This is a genomic window from Natronorubrum sediminis (assembly GCF_900108095.1).
Lineage (GTDB): Archaea > Halobacteriota > Halobacteria > Halobacteriales > Natrialbaceae > Natronorubrum > Natronorubrum sediminis.
Map to the genome: position 1 here is coordinate 117483 of NZ_FNWL01000006.1, position 19091 is coordinate 136573.

At 60.3% G+C, this 19091-nt stretch carries 15 protein-coding genes and 1 pseudogene; 10 read left to right on the forward strand and 6 right to left on the reverse strand.

The features are described from left to right. Positions 1–28: 28 nt before the first annotated feature. From BLW62_RS18060 to BLW62_RS18075, 4 genes are all read left to right on the forward strand, one after another. Positions 29–1675, forward strand: coding sequence for an acetate--CoA ligase (locus BLW62_RS18060; protein ID WP_090508421.1), 1647 nt, complete (start codon positions 29–31; stop codon positions 1673–1675). A gap of 33 nt (positions 1676–1708) precedes the next feature. Beyond that, on the forward strand, positions 1709–2770 hold the full coding sequence (locus tag BLW62_RS18065; RefSeq protein ID WP_090508422.1) for a phosphotransferase family protein: 1062 nt from the start codon (positions 1709–1711) through the stop codon (positions 2768–2770). Positions 2771–2972: 202 nt separating this feature from the next. Next, positions 2973–4052, forward strand: a complete 1080-nt coding sequence (locus BLW62_RS18070; protein ID WP_090508423.1) for an amidohydrolase family protein — start codon at positions 2973–2975, stop codon at positions 4050–4052. Further along, positions 4049–4516 carry a Rieske (2Fe-2S) protein gene (locus BLW62_RS18075; protein WP_090508424.1) on the forward strand — a complete coding sequence of 156 codons (468 nt, stop codon included), beginning with the start codon at positions 4049–4051 and terminating at the stop codon, positions 4514–4516. The genes BLW62_RS18070 and BLW62_RS18075 overlap by 4 nt, the downstream gene beginning before the upstream one ends. Before the next feature lie 144 nt (positions 4517–4660). Here the strand turns inward: BLW62_RS18075 and BLW62_RS18080 are convergent, their stop codons facing one another. Then, the gene (locus BLW62_RS18080; protein WP_090508425.1) at positions 4661–5728 is read right to left on the reverse strand and encodes a phosphotransferase family protein; all 1068 of its coding nucleotides are present in this window, start codon (positions 5726–5728) and stop codon (positions 4661–4663) included. A gap of 244 nt (positions 5729–5972) precedes the next feature. On the opposite strand from BLW62_RS18080, the gene BLW62_RS18085 reads away from it, so the two are divergent. The 3 genes from BLW62_RS18085 to BLW62_RS18095 all read left to right on the forward strand — a co-directional run bounded on the left by BLW62_RS18085 (position 5973) and on the right by BLW62_RS18095 (position 10222). After that, positions 5973–7226: a cyclase family protein gene (locus BLW62_RS18085; protein WP_281246660.1), complete on the forward strand. Its 1254-nt coding sequence runs from the start codon at positions 5973–5975 to the stop codon at positions 7224–7226. 504 nt (positions 7227–7730) lie between these two features. Next, positions 7731–8921 carry an MFS transporter gene (locus tag BLW62_RS18090; RefSeq protein WP_245726753.1) on the forward strand — a complete coding sequence of 397 codons (1191 nt, stop codon included), beginning with the start codon at positions 7731–7733 and terminating at the stop codon, positions 8919–8921. Between the two features lie 95 nt (positions 8922–9016). Further along, entirely contained in the window at positions 9017–10222 is a 1206-nt protein-coding gene (locus BLW62_RS18095) for a CaiB/BaiF CoA transferase family protein (RefSeq protein ID WP_175459803.1), read from the forward strand. A gap of 72 nt (positions 10223–10294) precedes the next feature. Here BLW62_RS18095 and BLW62_RS18100 read toward each other — a convergent pair whose 3' ends face one another. From BLW62_RS18100 to BLW62_RS18110, 3 genes and pseudogenes are all read right to left on the reverse strand, one after another. After that, positions 10295–10774 (reverse strand): Lrp/AsnC family transcriptional regulator, encoded by a 480-nt coding sequence (locus BLW62_RS18100; RefSeq protein WP_090508429.1) that lies wholly within the window; start codon positions 10772–10774, stop codon positions 10295–10297. A gap of 255 nt (positions 10775–11029) precedes the next feature. After that, positions 11030–12199 (reverse strand): CaiB/BaiF CoA transferase family protein, encoded by a 1170-nt coding sequence (locus BLW62_RS18105; RefSeq protein WP_342706911.1) that lies wholly within the window; start codon positions 12197–12199, stop codon positions 11030–11032. Between the two features lie 186 nt (positions 12200–12385). Continuing rightward, a pseudogene (locus BLW62_RS18110) lies at positions 12386–13555 on the reverse strand (3-hydroxyacyl-CoA dehydrogenase); the annotation flags it as partial. 145 nt (positions 13556–13700) lie between these two features. On the opposite strand from BLW62_RS18110, the gene BLW62_RS18115 reads away from it, so the two are divergent. Together BLW62_RS18115 and BLW62_RS18120 are read left to right on the forward strand one after the other, a co-directional pair. Next, positions 13701–14360 carry an enoyl-CoA hydratase/isomerase family protein gene (locus tag BLW62_RS18115; protein ID WP_175459804.1) on the forward strand — a complete coding sequence of 220 codons (660 nt, stop codon included), beginning with the start codon at positions 13701–13703 and terminating at the stop codon, positions 14358–14360. After that, positions 14357–16072 (forward strand): AMP-binding protein, encoded by a 1716-nt coding sequence (locus BLW62_RS18120; protein ID WP_090508433.1) that lies wholly within the window; start codon positions 14357–14359, stop codon positions 16070–16072. Before BLW62_RS18115 ends, BLW62_RS18120 begins: the two co-directional genes overlap by 4 nt. Before the next feature lie 116 nt (positions 16073–16188). Here the strand turns inward: BLW62_RS18120 and BLW62_RS18125 are convergent, their stop codons facing one another. Both BLW62_RS18125 and BLW62_RS18130 read right to left on the reverse strand, forming a co-directional pair. After that, complete coding sequence (locus BLW62_RS18125) at positions 16189–16605, reverse strand: Zn-ribbon domain-containing OB-fold protein (protein WP_090508434.1); 417 nt, start codon at positions 16603–16605, stop codon at positions 16189–16191. Then, positions 16602–17768, reverse strand: a complete 1167-nt coding sequence (locus BLW62_RS18130) for a thiolase domain-containing protein (protein WP_090508435.1) — start codon at positions 17766–17768, stop codon at positions 16602–16604. Before BLW62_RS18130 ends, BLW62_RS18125 begins: the two co-directional genes overlap by 4 nt. A gap of 172 nt (positions 17769–17940) precedes the next feature. On the opposite strand from BLW62_RS18130, the gene BLW62_RS18135 reads away from it, so the two are divergent. Further along, the gene (locus tag BLW62_RS18135) at positions 17941–19077 is read left to right on the forward strand and encodes an acyl-CoA dehydrogenase family protein (RefSeq protein ID WP_090508436.1); all 1137 of its coding nucleotides are present in this window, start codon (positions 17941–17943) and stop codon (positions 19075–19077) included. The last annotated feature ends 14 nt before the right edge of the window (positions 19078–19091 follow it).

The window sequence follows — 19091 nt, forward strand, 5'->3', positions numbered from 1 at the left end:
GTATCCGGCCGTATTTCTCGAGCATAACATGACGTACGAAAGCGTCTACGAGTCGGTTAGGGAACTGTACGATAGTGACCGCTGTTGGGACGAACTGGTCACAGTAGGTGATAAAAGCTCGTTGAACGTTGCCGAGGAAGCCCTCGGTCGTCACGGGGATTCTGAGGAGACGGGTCTTCGATTGCGAGACTTCGAGACGGGAACGAGCGAGACGTACACGTTTTCGGAACTCAATTCCGCTGCGAACAGAGTGGCAAACTATCTCGATTCGACCGCGAAACCACGCGATCGGGTCGCTGCGATGCTCCCCGCACAACTGGAACTCTACGCTACCGCCTACGGCGTCATCAAATCTGGACGCGTGTACGTGCCGCTGGCGCCGTTGTTCGGTCCCGAGGCGCTGCAGTATCGATTGGCCGATTCCGGCGCATCAGTGCTGATGACGACGAGCGAACACGTCTCCAAGCTCGACGGCGAGGCAGTACCCGCTCTCGAGACGGTAATCGTCGTCGACGGGACGGACGGTATCGATCCGACCGACCGACCGGACGGGGTCGAGCTCGAATCGTACGACCCGATCGATCGGTCAGAGAGCGAATTCCAGTCCGTCGAAAGTCACCCGAGCGACGTTTACGCCATCAAATATACGAGCGGCACGACGGGGCAACCGAAAGGGTGCCCCTCGACGCACGGCTCGACGATTCGAATCCACACCTTCTTCGAGCACGTAGTTGATCTGCAACCGACGGACAGGTACTTCGTCGCCGCGTCACCTGCGTGGTCGTACGGCTTCACGGTCGGAATGCTCGCGGCCGGGTTACGCGGAACCGCTGCCGGGTGTTATCGCGGCCCGTTCGACCCCGAAGAACTTCTCGAGACGTTCGAAGCGTTCGGGATCACGAACGCGATGGTGCCGCCGACGGGACTACGAAAGCTTCGAGCGTCGTCCGTTTCGCCCGCAGAGTACGACGTCGACCTCCGCGTGTTGGTCTCCGCCGGCGAGTCCCTTGACGAAACGACCGTCGGGTGGTGTCGGGACGAGCTCGGAACGCGACCGCTCGACGCGTACGGCCAAACCGAGTCGGGAATGGTCGTGGCGAACTATCCGTTCCCCGACTGGGAGATAAAGGCCGGCAGCATGGGTAAACCGATACCCGGCTACCGAGTAGCACTTCTCGACGAAGACGGTGCCGAGGTCGATACCGGTGAAATCGGCGAAATCGTGGTCGAGCGCGACGAACACGCTCGGACCGGCGGTTACTGGGGCCATCCGGAGGAATCGATTTCCGCCTACAACGGCCAATGGTGGCGGACCGGCGACCTCGCCAGACGCGACGAAGACGGCTACTACTGGTACGTCTCACGTGCGGACCAGGTGATCATCTCCGCCGGATACCGAATTGGACCCGAGGAAGTTGAAGAAACGCTGTTGAAACACGCCGCCGTTGAGGAGGTTGCGGTCGTCGGGGCGCCACACGAAACTCGAGGAAGTATCGTCAAAGCGATCGTCGCACTATCGCCTTCGGCGACGACTTCTGACGAATTGGCGTCGGAGTTGCAGTCGTTCGCCCGATCGCGACTCTCGAAACACGAGTACCCCCGCGATATCGAGTTCGTCGACGAACTCCCCAAGACCTCGAGCGGGAAGATCAAACGTTCGGAGCTGGAGGCGTAGTCGGCCGAATACGAACGCCATCACCACTTACGCATGGGAAACTCTGACTACCTCGACCGACTGATCGACAAAGACGCGTTACGTCGCTATCTCGAACGAACGCTCGGTCCCGCGGAGCACCTCGAGATCGAGTACCACCGGGAAGGCCACTCCAACGAAACGCTCTTTCTCGAGTGGGGCGATCGAGACCTGGTCCTTCGGCGTCCGCCTGCCGGATCCACGGCGGACTCCGCACACGACGTGCTCAGAGAGTATCGGGTTATAGACGCCCTTCAGGAAACGAACGTACCGGTCCCGCGGACGGTATCCGGCTGTGAGGACCGGTCGGTCATCGGCTCGGACTTCTACCTGATGGAGCGGTGTCGCGGTGACGTTCTCAGGGACGAGGAACCCGATCGATTCGCGACCCCGCAGTTCCGAGGGACGCTCTCTGAACGGCTCATCGACGTGATTGCGGACATACACACCCTGGACCCCGCGTCGGTCGGTCTCGAGGAACTGGGGTATCCCGACGGGTACACCGAACGGCAGGTCGATCGGTGGATCGACCAACTGGAGTGGGCAACCGAGCGCACGGACGCGGAGCGTTCCGTGCCCCTCGCTTGGGACGTCGCAGACTGGCTCAGGGAACACGTCCCGGACGAGTACGACCACGCGCTGGTCCACGGCGACTACAAACTGGATAACGTGATGTTCGCGCCTGGGACACCGCCGGAACTCGTCGCCGTCTTCGACTGGGAGATGTCGACACGAGGGGATCCGTCGATGGACCTCGGCTGGTTCCTAGTTTACTGGCCCGACGACGGAGATCCGTCCTACGGCGACCCATTCGCTAGCGAGCTTCAGATGCAGCCGGGGTATCCGTCCCGACGAGAACTCATCGATCGCTACGAAACGCGCACTGGTCGAACGTTTCGGAATCAGCGCTTCTACCGAACGTTCGGCGCGTTCAAGATGGTCAGCGCTTGCGAGATGATGTACCGGCGCTACCTCGAAGGGAACGCCGACAACGAGTCGTACCCCAGAATGAGAGAGCGCGTTCCGAAACTCGCCGAGCGGGCTTACGGAATTCTCGACGGGAAGGAACCACTCTGAAATTCGTACGGCAGAACGGTCGCGCACTCACCTGAGCACCGATTCTCGCTACTTCGGGAGTCGGACGACGGCACCGGAGTTCGCGGATGGAAGTACGTCCAGCCTCGTACTCGTGAAGCACGTAGACGGACGCTGCGGACGGTATTGAGCTCTCGTTTTCGTCGGAAGCAATGTTTACAACGGAAGAGGATGAATATGAGGTATGTCATCACACGACTCTCGCGAGACGGGTGACGCGAGAGCGGATCTCCGGTTGATCGACTGTGACGTCCACCAAATGTGGGCGAATCCCGACGACGTCGTCCAGTACCTGCCGGATCACTGGAAGGGGCGAGGAATCGACGTTCCCGGTACTCCCTGGCCGAGTCCCGTGGGGCTAATGCGCGACGACGCCGCCCCCGAGTCGGGCGCCCCGGCTGGCTCCAACCCGGATCTGATGCGTGAGCAACACATCGATCCGTACGACGTTGAGTACGCGATCCTCAACGCCACCGGGATGTTGACCCTCGGCGTCACGCCGAACGAGAACTACGCTGCAGCGCTCGCGAGTGCCCAGAACGACTGGCTGGTCGACTACTGGCTCGAGGCAGACGACTGTTTCAAGGGGGGACTCGTCGTCGCCCCGCAAGCGCCGAACCGGGCCGCCGAGGAGATCGATCGGCTGGGCGGGCATCCCGATATCGTTCAGGTTCAGATGGCGAGCGTCGGTCGGACCCCCTTCGGTCGACGGGAGCTCTGGCCCATCTACGAGGCGGCGGCGAAACACGACCTGCCGATCGCGCTGCATATCGGTCCGGAGGGAATGGGGACGAGCCCGCCACACACTCCGGCAGGCTACCCCTCGAGTTATTTCGAGCGCCACGCCCTCACTAACACCAGCCTGATGGGACAGCTCACCAGCATGCTCCTTGGAGGCGTCTTCGAGAAGTTCGGCCTCGATCTGGTGTTGATCGAGGGCGGGTTCTCGTGGCTCCCGTATCTTCGATGGCGACTCGACAAAGACTGGCGCGGACTCCGGGAACAGACGCCGTGGATCGATCGGCCGCCGAGCGAGTACATCACGGAGCATGTCCGCGTCACGACGCAGCCGCTGCCGGAACCGGACGATCCGGATCACCTTCGACAGATGTTCGATATGATCGACGCCCGGGAGACCGTCCTGTTCGCGTCCGACTATCCCCACTGGGACGCCGACGATCCGCGTCTGGCGTTCCCGCCCATGGACGAGGAATTGGAGCGACGCATCTTCCGCGAGAACGCGGCTGAGCTGTACGGCCTATGACCGGTGACGATACGTCTCGCGATCGGATCGAGGTCTGTCCGGCCGCGGAGCTCCCCCCGGGTTCGCGCACCATCGTCGAGGTGTCGGATCAAGAGGTCGGTATTTTCAACGTCGACGGCGAACTGTACGCGATCGCGAACGCCTGTCCCCACCAGCTGGCGCCGCTCTGTGAAGGACGGTTGACCGGTGAGATGACCGCCCCTGCGGTGGGGGAGTACGAACTCTCCCGGCAGGGGATGGTCCTACGTTGTCCGTGGCACGGCTGGAAGTTCGACATCGAGACGGGCGAGTCCGTGTTCAATCCTCACCTCCGGACACGAACGTACGACGTAACTATCGAAACGCTCGAGGAGGGGGACTGTTCGAAGGACTGCACCTACGGGGCGGACCTCGCCGGCGACGAACCGCCGGTCGACACCTACGACGTCGCCGTCGAACGGTCGACCGTGGTTCTCTACGTCTGAGACGTCGTCGAGGCCGGTGAGAACGTTCTCGAGGGTACCGTGATCGCTCTCGGATCCAGTCGTCCGATCGCGGATTCGAATTCAGTGAATCGAAACGGTCGTCACACCGAATCGGCCGAATCGTGAATCGGTGTCGTCTCGCACTTATTCGGATCCCTCGACGATACGAAGCGCCCGACGAGCGAGTTCCGGAACGCGCTCCTCCATCAACGGATACCGATCGTCGGCGGCGTTCCCCTCGAGGTGACGGCGGAAGAACATCTCGCCGATTCCGCCGAGTTTGTAGTACGCCAGCGCGCGATAAAATCGGTCGTTCTCGAACGTATATCCCGTCGCCGATTCGTACCGTTCGACGAGTTCGTCACGCGCGGGGTACCCGTTTCGGAGCAAATACGCCGCATCTTTCGCGGTTCCGACTTTGGTCGTTTCGTCACTCTCGTCCGGCCAGTATGACAGTAGCCAGCCGAGATCAGTAAATGGATCCCCGATAGTCGACATCTCCCAGTCGAGAACGGCGACGGTTTTGGGTTCCGAACCCAGTTCGAACATCACGTTGTCGAGTTTGTAGTCGCCGTGGACCAGCGCGTGGGGATGATCCGTCGGAACGTTGTTCTGGAGCCAGTCGGTCAACTCGTGAACTTCGGGTATCTCCCGTTCTTCGGCCGTGGTCTCGAACGCCCAGTCGTACTGCTGTTCCCACCGATCGACCTGTCGCTGCGTGAACCCGTCCGGGCGACCAAATCCGTCGAGGCCGACTTTCTCGTGATCTACCCCGTGAATGGCCGCAAGTGTGTCGATCATTTCAGTGCCGATCCATCGGCGTTGCGACGGGTCGGTCACTTCCTCTGGCTCATCCTCTCGAATCACGACTCCGTCCTTTTTCTCCATGACGTAGAAGTCCGACCCGATGATATCGTGATCCTCCGACGCAACCTCCGTCGTTGGGATCGGCACATCGGAATCTTGGAGCGCCTCGAGTACCGTGTACTCTCGTATCACGTCGTGGGCCGTGTCTGCGGTTTCCCCCGGCGGTGGACGCCGAACAACGAACTCTTCTGCCCCCCACGTGATGAACAGCGTTTCGTTGGAGTGCCCGCCTGGGTGTCGGTGGACCTCGAACGTGGCCGCCGGTCCGAGGTGCGTCTCGAGAAACGCCTCAAGTGCGTCGAGATCGACGAGTCGGTCGAAGTAATCGGTGTCTCTATCAGACACGAACCTCACCTGTTGAACCGTCCATAGACGTGTTATTCACACGCAAGAACTTAAATAGTATACTCATTCGTTCGCCAACACGTAAGCTCGGGTCACTGTACGTGAATGACAACGTCAACGCTCCGCTGTGCCTCGTTTCGTAGAATAAAATGATAGCGTAAGTTCATGCTATTCGAATGTATTCGTGCGCTATTTGATATATGTGACCACATAACAAACATACGCATAGATAAGTAGTGAACGTATGTGCGATAACAACGAAGAAAATCGGCGAAATTTTATGAAAGGATGCGGTGCAGCGGCCGCGATGGCCGTAACCGGACTCGGTGCCGGGACGGCGGCGGGGCAAACGGAATCGATGGGAAACATCGAAGAGTTGCTAGATGGGCTTCCGAATAATTGGGGCCGGTGGGGTAACGACGACGAGGTGGGGGCGTTGAACTTCCTCGACAGCGAACAAGCGTTCGCCGGAATGCAAGCGGTAATGCGTGGCGGTCCAGCAAACATTCAGCAGTATACGCTTCAGGTCCCGATGACCGGCGATGCGCTGGAGTCGGTCGTCGACGAAGATGTCGAGGTTTCAGCAGACGCCGGCGATGCACTGTATCCGCCGCGGACGCCAGCAAGACGGGACAACACCGCCGACGCAACGACGATCGAAGATTCCGATGCACGCGCCGGGGTCAAATCGTCGGACGACGCGTTCATCACGCAGTTGTTCCTCCACGGAACGACCCATATCGACGCGCTCGGACACGTTTGGTACGATGACCAACTCTACAACGGGTACGACGAACTGGCGACGGCGGAGGTCAAGGAATTCGATCAACCGATCCCGGGCATCGACGCGGAGGGTAACGCGACCGAAGTGACGGAAACCAAAGGACACTCGGAAGCAAGCGTTGCACCCCTCGCCGCCTCCGGAGTCACGGGTCGCGCAGTCCTACTCGACGTCGGTCGTCACATGGGCGACGAAAACGGCTGGCTCGAACTCGGCGCATCGATCACGCTATCAGATCTTCTGGAGACGGCGGACGCCCAGGGAGTCGACATCAACGAGCGAGATATCGTCCTCGTTCGGACCGGTGGCGTCGAGCGGGCAATCGATCCCGAGGCGGAGTGGGGACCTGAGGCGGAACCCGGTCTCACGTTCAGCGAGGAACTCGTCGAGTGGGTGTACGATATGGAGATTCCGATGATCGGTGCTGACAATATTGCGGTCGAAAAGCTCGCCCAGACTATTGACGGCAAAACGTACGCGATCCCACTTCACGCGGCACTGCTACGCGACCTCGGCGTCTCGCTCAACGAGATACTGTGGCTCGGCGACGTGGCTGACCAGTGTGCAGAAGACGGTATTTACGAACTCATGTACGTTGCGGCTCCGTTGCACGTCGAACGAGCGACGGGAGCCCCGGCGAATCCGGTCGTCCTGAAAGCTACCCAGAACGGGAAAAACGGACGGGACGTTGATCCGAAGGAGAAAGCCGACCGATAACACGCTGACGGTCAAGTGCAACACGATTCCATTGGGAAGGCGGACGAGGAATTTGCCCGTAGGGCCTTAGTAGACGACTTCCTGCCGGCGACGTAACCGATAGTTCAATAGTGGCTGAACGTTCGTTGGAACTCGCCGCCGACCCTCCCCACGGCGTTACAGAGGCAGAACGAATCTAACCGGGGAGGTGGGTCGAGGCGTCGTATACTGTCGCGCCAAGCCAGTTATCGTACAGGGATGGATGTTGAACTGATCGCGCCGACGGTGGCTCCACGGGGTAAACCCATGGTTCAGACGCAGTAATTCGATGGAAACGAACGTCAACCCGCACGAGCGCCGATTATCGTGCTGGTGCTGTCTGCCGAGACGCGTTCAACTATCAACCGGTTCGAGTATCGCGAGAACGGGTCGGAATATTAATCGTCGTCTCTCGTAAAGGAGATGATTGTGAACGTAGTAGGTAGGTGCCGTTCAGCGCTCGAAGAGGGCGTCCGAGCGCTCTGGATGGACGGTCGCGGAAAGGTCCTGATCGTCGTCGCAGTCGGATGGGGACTCTCGATGGGAACGCGAATGATCTATCCAGTCTTGCTTCCCCACCTTCGCACGGCATACGGCATCGATCTCACTACGGCCGGATTGTTGGTGACCGTCCTGTTCGTCGCGTACGCGATCGGTCAGCTGCCCGGAGGCATCCTCGCAGACCGGATCGGTGAGCGGCCGATTTTGATCGTCAGTACGCTGTTGGCAGCCGCAACGTTGTTTCTGGTAACCACTGCGGGATCTGTCCTGGTACTGTTCGCCATGACGGCGTTATTCGGCCTCGCAATCGCGCTCTACGCGGTGGCCAGATACACCGTTCTTACGCGTCTGTATCCCAATCATCTTGGTGCAGCGAACGGGGCGACGGCCGCGTCGGCCGACGCGGCACAGTCGGTGTTACCACCGCTCGCGGGAGTGCTCGCGGCGGGAGTCTCTTGGCAGATGGGATTCGGATTTGCGATTCCCCTGTTTTTGATTACCGGCCTCGCGCTCTGGGCGATCGTTCCAACGAGAACAGACGGCACAAGGTCCTCTGAGAACGACCGAACTGATGGTGGGGCCCCCGTGGAGCGTCCTACGACGAATCGTAGGTGGGACACGTTTCTCGTTCTTCGGCGACCCGTGATCGTGAAAGGGGCGATCGTCTACACGCTCGGACTCTGTATTTGGCAGGCGTTCACCGCATTTTATCCGATCTACATGATCGAGATCAAAGGACTGTCGTCGTCGCTCGCGGGCGGGCTGTTCGGGCTGTTTTTCGTTCTGGGTATCGCAGTCAAGCCGCTCTCGGGCGGGATGTACGACCAAATCGGTGCTCGACGATCGCTGCTCATCGTCGTGAGTGTCTCGGGTGTCGCGCTCAGTCTCCTTCCGTTCGTGAATAGTTTCTGGCTTCTCGTGATGATAACGGCGCTGATCAGCGCGCTACTCGGGATTAGTACGGTCGTCGAATCGTTTCTACTTACCAACATCCCGAAAGACGTTCGCGGAACCGGATTGGGCATCATCCGTTCGATCGCGTTCCTAATCGGTGCGGTGAGTCCCGCGCTCTTCGGTGCGGCCGGCGACCGAAATCTGTTCGACGAAGCGTTCCTCTCGCTCGGTTTACTGGCCGGGATAGCACTTGTCGTGATTACGTTGCTTCCAGAGAAGTGACAATCGAGGATACACGGCGTGAGGTCGTCGAAACCAGCTGTAACGAAATGCTGTCAGATCGATCCAGTAACTACATAATCACCCGTGACAGTTGTATGCACGTGCCACTCTCAGACATCTCCGTCATTGACTGCGGACAGGTAATCGCTGGACCGCTGTGTGCGACGTTTCTCGCCGACCTCGGTGCTGACGTCGTCAAAATCGAGCCGCCGAACGGAGAAATGTATCGGAGTCACAGACGAACCCTCAACGACGAATCATACAATCCGGGGTTCGAACTGTTCAACCGAAACAAACGCGCCCTCTCGGTCGACCTCAAATCCGACGAGGGTGGTGAACTCGTGCACGAATTGGTCGAAGAAGCCGATATTTTCATCCAGAACTGGCCACCGGGCGTCGCGGAGCGACTCGACGTCGACTACGATACCCTTACCGCGATCAACGAGGATCTCATCTACGTTCATATCACGGGATACGGCCAATCCGGACCGATGGCCAACCTACCGGGGATGGATGCGATGACCCAACACGTTTCGGGCTTTACGAGCATGCTCGGTTACGAGAACGACCGACCGCCGATTCGGTCACAATCGTCGCTTGCCGACTACTTTGCGGCGTACAGCGCCACGGTGAGCGTACTTGGCGCGTTGATCGGTCGCGACAGGACGGGCGGCCAGAAGGTAGAAATTTCGCTACTGGAGGCGCTATCACACAATCTCGACGCAGCGTACGAATTCTACAACAATCTAGGGGAAGTTCCCGGGAAAGGCGGACGCAACCTGTACTACCAGCCGGATATGCTCTACGGCGCGGCCGAAGCGGCCGACGGGTACGTCTCCGTCGCGCTACTACTGTACTCGGAGCGGATCTGGCACGCGTACTGTGAACTGCTCGAGCGACCGGATTTGCTAGAAAAAGAGCAGTACCAGACGACACAAGGCCGAGCCGAAGATGCGGACCACCTTTGTTCGCAGTTCGAAGCGTGGTTGGCCGAGCAGCCGGTGACGGAGGCGGTCGAACGGCTCAACGAACTCGGGATTCCCGCGGCGCCGTATCAGACGATCGAGGAAGCAGCGGAGATGGACCACATGGAACACCTTGGCGTCTTCGAGGAGATCGATCACCCGGTCTACGATACATTGACCCTGACGTCCACGCCGCTTTCGCTCTCCGAATCCGACGTCTCCCTCCGAAGCCGCGCACCGTTCCTCGGCGAACACAACCGCGACATCCTTCGAGAGCAGGGGTACGACGACGGCGAGATCGATCACCTTCTCGAGAAAGACGTGCTTTCGCAGTAATCGCGGTGCGATCAACCACCTCGAGACAGTACAGTCGAAAGACCGCACAACGAAAACGGACGACGGGCGGCGTTACGTTGACTCATCTGGGGGCCTCGGCGTCAGGTAATCGTCAACGTTCGTATCACGACTGGTTTCGATCGAGAATTCGATGTCAGCAACGGTATCAATCTCTTTGACTCGCTGGACGAGTGCGTCGACATCTTCGTTCGATACGGCGGTTGCGACGGCGTAAATGTCGTAGGTTCCGATACCCTTACAGACGAGCCAGAACGGCATCTCGGCGATTTCGTCGAGAAGAGCGTCCTTCGCCCCGGGTTCGTCCGTAACAGAAATCGCGAGCCGAACGATTTCCCAGTCGTGTTCCTGTGGCTCGAGCAAGAAAAACGGCGACGTTCGCTCCAAGAGCTTCGTGACGCGTTTTCGAACACCCTCCGTTGAGAGTTCGTACCCCTTGTCGACAAGAATCCTCGCGATCTCAGAGTAGGGCGTCCGAGGGTCGTCCGCGAGGATCTTGAGAATCGCCCGGTCGATGTCGTCGACGTCGGTCATGGCCGAACTGTGTCATTCGTAACCTAAACGTGTATCGGTCGACATTCCAGTCGTCGACTACGGCGTCACGAGCGGCCGACGAGATTACGTCGGGGACGGTACCGATGTCGCCCGGGACGACCTGCGACTGGAACCGCGTTTCTATCTCAACGATCTGATCGAGTCCGAACCAGTCCGAGCGATCGGAGCGACGAAACCTGCAGTATGCGTCTCCCAATCGGACACAAAAACGGTACCGGCGTGTTAGCGGAGTAGTTACTCGCTTTCGTCGGTCGGTCCTGCAGTACCGGCTTCAATCATGCGCTCGATCTGGTCGCCCGAGTAGCCGAGTTCCTCGAGTACGGCGCGGGTGTGTTCCCCCTGTTTAGGTGGACGGTCACCGAGGTCGGGACGTCCGCTGGTCGTGCTGAATGGTGGGTTCGCCGTTTTGACTTCCGTATCCGTACAGATGTTGTGAGAGTCGGTAAGCATGTTTCGAGCGGCGACGTGTGGATCTTCGACGAGTTCGTCGGTGTGCTGTAGCGGGCCGGTCGGAACACCAGCGGAGGCGAGTTGTTCGCAGAGTTCCGCCCGCTCGTAGTCGCTGAACTCGTCGTTCAAGATTTCGCGAAGTTCGGTGCGGTTCTCCCAGCGCCGATCGTTCGTCTCGAACCGTTCGTCGGTGATGAGATCTTCCCGGTCGATGGTTTTGCACAACCGCTTGTAGAAGTGGTCGTTGACGACGCTGAGATAGAACGGCTCCTCGTTTGCGGCGTGAAACACCTCGTTGGGGGCCATTCCGGCAAACCCGGTGCCGGATCGCTCGGCGACTTCGCCAGTGCCGGTGTAGTGTGCGACCCAGTAGCCCATCCAGGCGGTCGCGACCTCGAACAGGTTGACGTCGATATGTTCACCTTTACCCGTTCTCTCCCGGTCGAGAAGCGCCGATGAGAGGAGGAACGCCGCAGTCGTACCGGTGCCCCAATCGATCACGCTCGCACCAATACGAACGGGCGGTCGGTCCTTGTATCCGATCGTGGACATCAGTCCACTCATCGACTGGATGATCGGATCGTACGCGGGCCACTCAGAGTATGGACCGTCCTGACCGAAGCCGGTGAGCGACAGGTACACCACGTCCTCGTTGGTTTCAGCGACAGACTCGTAATCGAGCCCGAACTTCTCGACGACGCCGGGTCGGAAGCTCTCTACGACGACGTCGGCTTCCTCGGCGAGTTCCTGTGCCGCCGCCTGCCCTGTCTCGCTCTTCAGGTCGAGACAGACGCTCCGCTTGCCGGCGAGGTTGACCGACGCGAAAATTGCTCCGTCCAGTAAGTTACGAAACGCGTCTCCTTCTGGTGGTTCGACTTTGACGACGTTCGCGCCGAGCATACCGAGGAACTGGGTCGATACCGGACCTGCGACTGATTGTGTCAAGTCGAGCACATCTATGTTGTCGAATGGCTGCATATGACATGAATATCGGATGCGGGACCAAAACAGTACCGACAACATGCCAACGATGGGGTAGCCGTCATTCGGACCGACGCTGCACGAAGGAAGAGAGGAGTGTCCTCAAGCGGCGGGTTACATTCGACCAATCGTTACATCCGCGTACGCCCCATCAGGTCAGTAGTCGTGAAACCCCGCTCCGGCATCCTGGCCGGTTCGGCCGGTCGAGACGAGTTCCCGAAGGTACGGTGCGGGCTCGTACCTGTCCGTGCCGTACTCCTCGTGTAGCGACTCGAGTTTCTCGACGATAGTATCGATGCCCGTTTCGTCGGCGTACGTACAGGGTCCCTCGGGAAAGCCGGTGCCGAGGCGCATTCCAGTGTCGACAGCGTCTGCGGTTGCGACATCGTCACCGATGAGATGAGCAGCCTCGTTGATAATCATCGCGTCGACTCGAAGCGTATCGAAGTCTTCGCCGTCACCTTTCTCGTAGTCAGGTCCATCACCGTTCTCATACTCGTAGTGGCCTCTCCCGGTCTTTCGGCCGAGCTCTTCGTTTTCGACCTTCTCCTCCATCAACGGTGCAACGGTGATATCACCGGCCTGTCTGACGTGATAGGAGACTTCGATCCCGGTCATGTCGATGAGTTCGAATGGGCCCATTGGATACCCTCGTCGATGGACCATCGCGGCGTCAACCTCCTGGATCGTCGCTTCACCGCCTGAGACCATCCAGTGTGGTTCGTCGAGGAACGGACCGAGGACGTTGTTGACGACGAACCGGTGGACATCCTTGCGAACGTAGATTGGAACCTTTCCGATGGCCTTCATAAACTCGTAGGCACGCTCGGCCGTCTCGTCTGTCGTCTCGGAACCGTAGATGACCTCGACGAGATCCATCTTCACCGGTGGGTTAAAAAAGTGCAAACCCACCACGTCGGACGGGCGCTCCGTCGCGCTTGCGATCTCCGTGATCGAGAGCGACGAAGTGTTCGACGCTAAAATAGCTCCATCCGGCGCGAATCGATCAACCTCCTCGAAGACGTCCTTCTTGAGCTCCATCCGCTCAGGAACGGCTTCGATGACGATGTCAGCGTCCGTAACACTCTCTTCGAGGTCGACCGCCGTCTTAATGCGCGCCATCACATCGTCGGCCGATTCCTCGAGTGCACCGCTCTCCTCGAGCTTCTCGAGGGACCATTCGATGTTCCGATACCCCTCCTCGACGATATCGGCTTCGATGTCTCGCATTGTGACCTCGTAGCCGGCCATCGCGACGATTTCGGTGATCCCGTGACCCATGCTTCCGGAGCCGAGTACGGTTACGTGCTGAACGTTCTCACGCGTCATTGAGAGGTAGCTGCACGCCTCGCTACTTAACCCCACCGAATCGAACGGTATGGACCGCCTGCAGTCGATTTTGTCGCGACAGTTGGTCGGATATAACGCCAGTCGGATCAAAAAAGATAATAATCTCGTTGTCAAATCTCGCCTCATGCGAACAAATGCCACAGATCTCGTCGAATTCGATCGGTCGGAGGAACTCCTCGAGGTACGACTGAATCGTCCCGACAAGCTCAACGCGCTAAACCCCGAGATGGTCCAGGGACTCCATGACGCGTTCACCCGCGTCTCCGACGAACGGGGGCTCGGAGTCGTGATAACGGGCTCTGGCCGTGTCACTTGCGCGGGAATGGATACGGAGATTGTCTCCGGAGATTATAGCGAGTATCCAGACCTCCACGCGACGCTACAGGAGGTGTACCAGCTGGTCGAAACGCACCCGGGTCCCGTCGCCATCGCCGGCCGGGGTGCGCTCGTCGGCGCCGGGGTGATAATTTCGCTGTCCTGTGAGTTCGTCGTTCTCGGCGAGGACGTGACGTTCGCGATTCCGGAGGTGAAGTACGATATCGCGTCGTCGCAAGCCGCCGATCGACTTCCCGAGGTCGTCGGCCGGCGAGCGGCCGCGGAGCTGTTACTGACCGGCGAGGAAGTCGATCCGGAGCGGGCCCGATCGCTCGGGCTCGCGACCGACGTCGTCCCGTCGGATGCGGTCGAAGACCGGACCCGGGAACTGATCGCGACCGTCGGTGAGCACGACACGGAGACCGTCGCCGAGCTGATCGAGTTGTTGAACCGGAGGAACGACGCGTGAACGACCTTCCGCCGTCGGACGAACGCTTCGAGGTCACGCGGGAGAGTTGGCCCGACGACCTCCCCCGAAGACTCTCGTTTCCCGACGGGCGGCGACCGATCCACGAGTTGGTCCGACTCCGCGCTCGAGAGCAACCCACCGCGCCTGCGGTGACGTTCTACGGGAGAACGCTCACGTGGAGTGATCTCGAGGCGGCCGTCGACGCCTTCGCGAAGTCGATGCGTGCACGAGAATATGGAACCGGGGACGTCTGTGGACTCTTCCTCCAGAACTCGCCGCAGTTTCTCATCGCCTACTACGGCGCCCAACGGGCCGGCATGACAATTACGCCGATCAACCCGCAGTTCAAGACGCCCGCGGTCGCCAGACAACTCGACGACAGCGGCGCGTCGGTCGTCGTGGTCCACACGGACTCGCTCGACATCGCGCGGAAAGCGAGCGCCAACGCGAACGTCGACGACATCGTCGTAACCGCGTACGGGGATTTCGCTGATGACGACGACACCAATCTCGCCTCAGTCGTCGCCGACGAATCGCCGGTGGAGGCGGTGGTTGAGGACGACATTCCGTTCGAACGCGTGCTCGAGGAGGATCGGTCGGTCGAGTTGCCCGACGTCGCCCTCGACGACACGGCGTTGCTCCAGTATACGGGCGGAACAACGGGCTTGCCGAAGGGGTGTGTCCACACGCACTGGAACGTGTTATTCAAGGCCGCGACGACTGCGCAGGTTCGAGGCTATGGACAACCGGACGTGCTGTTGGGGACGATGCCGTTGTTTCACGTCGCAGGGAAACAACGATACTGCGATGCGCTACCGATAACGGGCTGCCAGGTGGTTCTCCTCGCCCGGTACGATCCAGACGCCGTGTTGGCGTCGATTGACGAGTACGACGTAACGTCGACGTGGCTCGCGGTCCCGTCCATTCAGGAACTCGTCGACCATTCCGACATCGGGGAGTACGACCTCACGTCGCTGTCGAATCGCCGCGAGTTCACCAACTGCTCGAGTTTCGGGACGACGCTCACTCAAGAGTTGAGCGACGCGTGGCGCGATCTCACCGGAGCGTACGTCCAGGAGTCGGGGTATGGACTCACCGAAACTCACACGACGGATACACACACGTTCGGCGACTCGCGAGTCGATCCCGGATTCGTCGGTCAGCCGTGTTACGGCGTCGAGATCGAAATTCGCGACTTCGAAACCAACGAAGCGCTTCCCGCTGGCGAATCCGGCGAGATTGTGGTCCGATCGCAGGCGACAATGGAAGAGTACCTGAACCGCCCGGACGCGACGGAGGAAGTGGTGGAGGGTGACGGCTTTCTCCACACCGGCGACGTGGGGCGGCTGACCGAGGACGGCTACCTGTACTTCCTCGGGCGGCGCAAGGACACGCTCAAGGTCTCCGGCCACACCGTCTCACCCCGCGAGGTGGAGACTGTGTTGTCCGACCACGAGACCATCGACGAGATCCTCGTCGTCGGTGCGCCACACGAGCGACGCGGGTCGGTGCTCGAGGCGCACGTAATTCCGACCGGCGAGACGGCGACCGTGGATGGACTCGAGGAGATAATCATAGCGTTCGCCGAGGCGAACCTGGCCGAGTACAAGGTGCCAAAACGCGTCGTTCGCCGCGACTCGTTTCCCCGAACTGACGTCGGAAAGGTCGACCGTGTCGCCTATCGGGATACGCTCCCGAACGGCTACGAGTGACGATTGCCAGCGCGTTGCCACTCGAGTTCGTATTCAGTACCGAAAGCGATTGGGCGAGGTAAAACGACCCGTGCAGGTCGGGCAAACTGGGTTCGGGCCATCAGGATGGACCCGAGTTAGTCGGTCGCTGGGGCAAAGACGGGGACAGCGACGTCGTCGTTCTCCGTCGGGACGAAGTGGACTTCGACCGGCATGCCCACCTCGACGTCTTCTGGCGGACAGTCGACGATGTTCGTGATTACTCGAGGACCTTCCTCGAGTTCCACGTGAGCGAAGACGGCTGGGAGGTCGTCTTCCGGCCAGGAGCCGAGGTGCCGCTGAATTGCAAACGAGTAGACCGTCCCGGATCCCGTCGCCTCTCGCCACTCGGCGTCGGCGAAACAGTCCGGACACAGCACGCTCGGATAGTGGTAGACGAGTCCGCAGTCGGGACACTCGCGGACGAGGAAGCGCCCGTCCGCAGCGGCCGACCAGAAGGGTTCCGTCTCGGGGTTCACCGATGGTACCGGACGGGGCTCCCAGGCGTCCATCATCGGTCTTCCCTCCCTAAGATGGCAGTAATAGAACCGTGTCTCGTCCCGAGGCTTCCGCCGGTTCCGTGGGCGAGCGCGATATCCGCGTCGACCTGCACTTCTTCGTTCGCTTCGCCGCGGAGCTGTCGAACCGCCTCGATCACCTTCGTCATGCCGCCCCTGTTTCCGGGGTGGTTCGAACAGAGGCCGCCGCCGTCGGTGTTGAACGGCAGGTCGCCATCAGGCGCCTGCAAGGTTCCACCCTCGACGAACGACCCGCCCTCGCCCTTCTCGCAGAAGCCGAGATCCTCGAGCGTCTGCAAAACGGTGATCGTAAACGAGTCGTAAATCGACGCGTAGTCGATGTGTTCCGGACCGATACCCGCATCCTCGAACGCTCTCGGTCCGGACTCCTGAGCCGCGGTATGCGTCAGGTCGATCCGACCGGCCTCGTGGTGGCCGATCGCCTCGCCGTGGCCGAGGATCTCGACGCATTCGCGCTCGAGTTCGGAGCGAACGTCTTCGGAGACGACGACGAGCGCGCCGCCACCGTCAGTGACGACGCAGCAATCGAGAAGGTGCAACGGGTCCGCGATCGGCCGCGATTCGACCACGTCGTCGACAGTTACCGGATCTTGGAAGAGTGCGTGTTCGTTGTACTGAGCGTGCCGAGATGCGGCGACCCGTATCTCGGCGAGTTGCTCACGCGTCGTCCCGTGCTCGTGCATGTGACGCTGTGCAGCGACGGCGTACTTGGCGACGGTCGTCGCACCGTAGGTCACTTCGAAGGGATCCTGGTACGTGTGAAACGAGTCGCCGCCGGCGTTTTTGCCGGTCCGCGGACGACCGGCGAGCGTGATGAGCGCAACGTCACAGCGTCCGCTGCGGATCGCGTCCATCGCGTGGCCGACGTGTCCGACGTAGGACGACCCGCCCCAGTCGGTCGTCCCCGCGTAACTCACGTTGAGCCCCAGATAATCGGCCATCACTAGCGGCGTGAGGCCGCGGTCATACCACGGCATTCCGGCGGTGAAGTAGCCGTCAATGTCGTCCTTCGTAAGCCCGGCGTCGGCGATTGCATCTCGAGCGACTTCTGCGTGTAACTGCATCGTCGACTTATCAGGTGCCTCTCTGGTCGGGTGCTCGTACGCACCCGCTATGAATACTGGTTCCGAATCGACCATGCGCCAGACCACTCGGCACTGCTACGTAAACATTGTCATGGAGGCACAGACGGGAGTCGGACGCGGCAGGAGGACGTGATCTATTGGCGAAGGTGTGCGTTCGCCACTCGAACCGGAGACGGCAGCTCACGGAGGAGCATCTTTATTAGCGCTGATCCGAAATCTGCATCTGATGATTTCGCTCTCTCCAGAGCAGGAGATGCTCGTATCGTCGTTAGAGGACCTCGCGGAACGGGAGTTCACCGACAAGGCATTCGAGTGGGACGGTCCGCCGTGGGAAAACGTCGAACTGTTGGCCGAGCAGGGGTTTCTCGGGATCAATATCGCGGAGGAATACGGCGGCGGTGGGATGACCGAGTTCGACGCCGTTCTCACGATCGAAGCCGTCGGCCGCGTCTGTCCGGACACCGCGGAGTTTCTCTACAACCAGCAGATGGTCGCGCCTCGAGCCATCGAGATGTTCGCCAGCGAGGAGGCAAAAGAACGGTACCTGCCGCCCGTGTTGGACGGCGAGGACGCGATTGCCATCGCGATTTCGGAACCCGAAGCCGGTTCAGACGTCGGGTCGATGCGGACGCACGTCGAGGAAGACGAAGACGGGACGCTCGTCCTCAACGGGGAGAAGATCTGGGTCAGCCACGTCGAGCAGTCGAGCGCCGCGGTCGTCTGGACGAAATTCCCGGAGGGACTCGGCTCCGTCATCGTCGACTTCGACGCCGAAGGCGTAGACGTCGAACAGCACTACGCGAACATGGCCGAACAACACCAGACCCACTTCCGGATGGAAAACGTCGCCGTCCCGGAAGAAAACGTTCTCACTCGCGGTAAGGACGGGTTCAAGAATCAGTTGCAGGCACTCAACTGGGAACGTTTAGGGAGTGCGACGGTCGCGAACGCGTGGGCCCGCTGTGCCCTCGACAAAGCACTGGACTACGTCCAGACGCGCGAGCAGTTCGACCAGCAGATCGGCGATTTCCAGGGGGTCGAATGGATGCTGGCCGAGATGACCAAAGAACTCGAGGCATCGCGTGCGCTCACTCACCGGGCTGCGGTTCGCGCACACAATCGCGGGGAGGCACCGGATCGGCTCGATTCTTCGCTGGCGAAGCTCTACGCGGGCCAGATGGTTGAGGAGGTAACGAGCACGTCACTCCAACTTCACGGAGCCAACGGCTATCAGCAGGGCCACCCGCTCGAGTACCTCTACCGACTCGCCCGCGGACGCCGACTCGCGGCCGGCACTGACGAAATTCAAAAGAACCAGATCGCCGCCGCCGTCAAGCGCAACGGACTGCCTGATCTCGCCTGAGGCGCTCGAGTCCG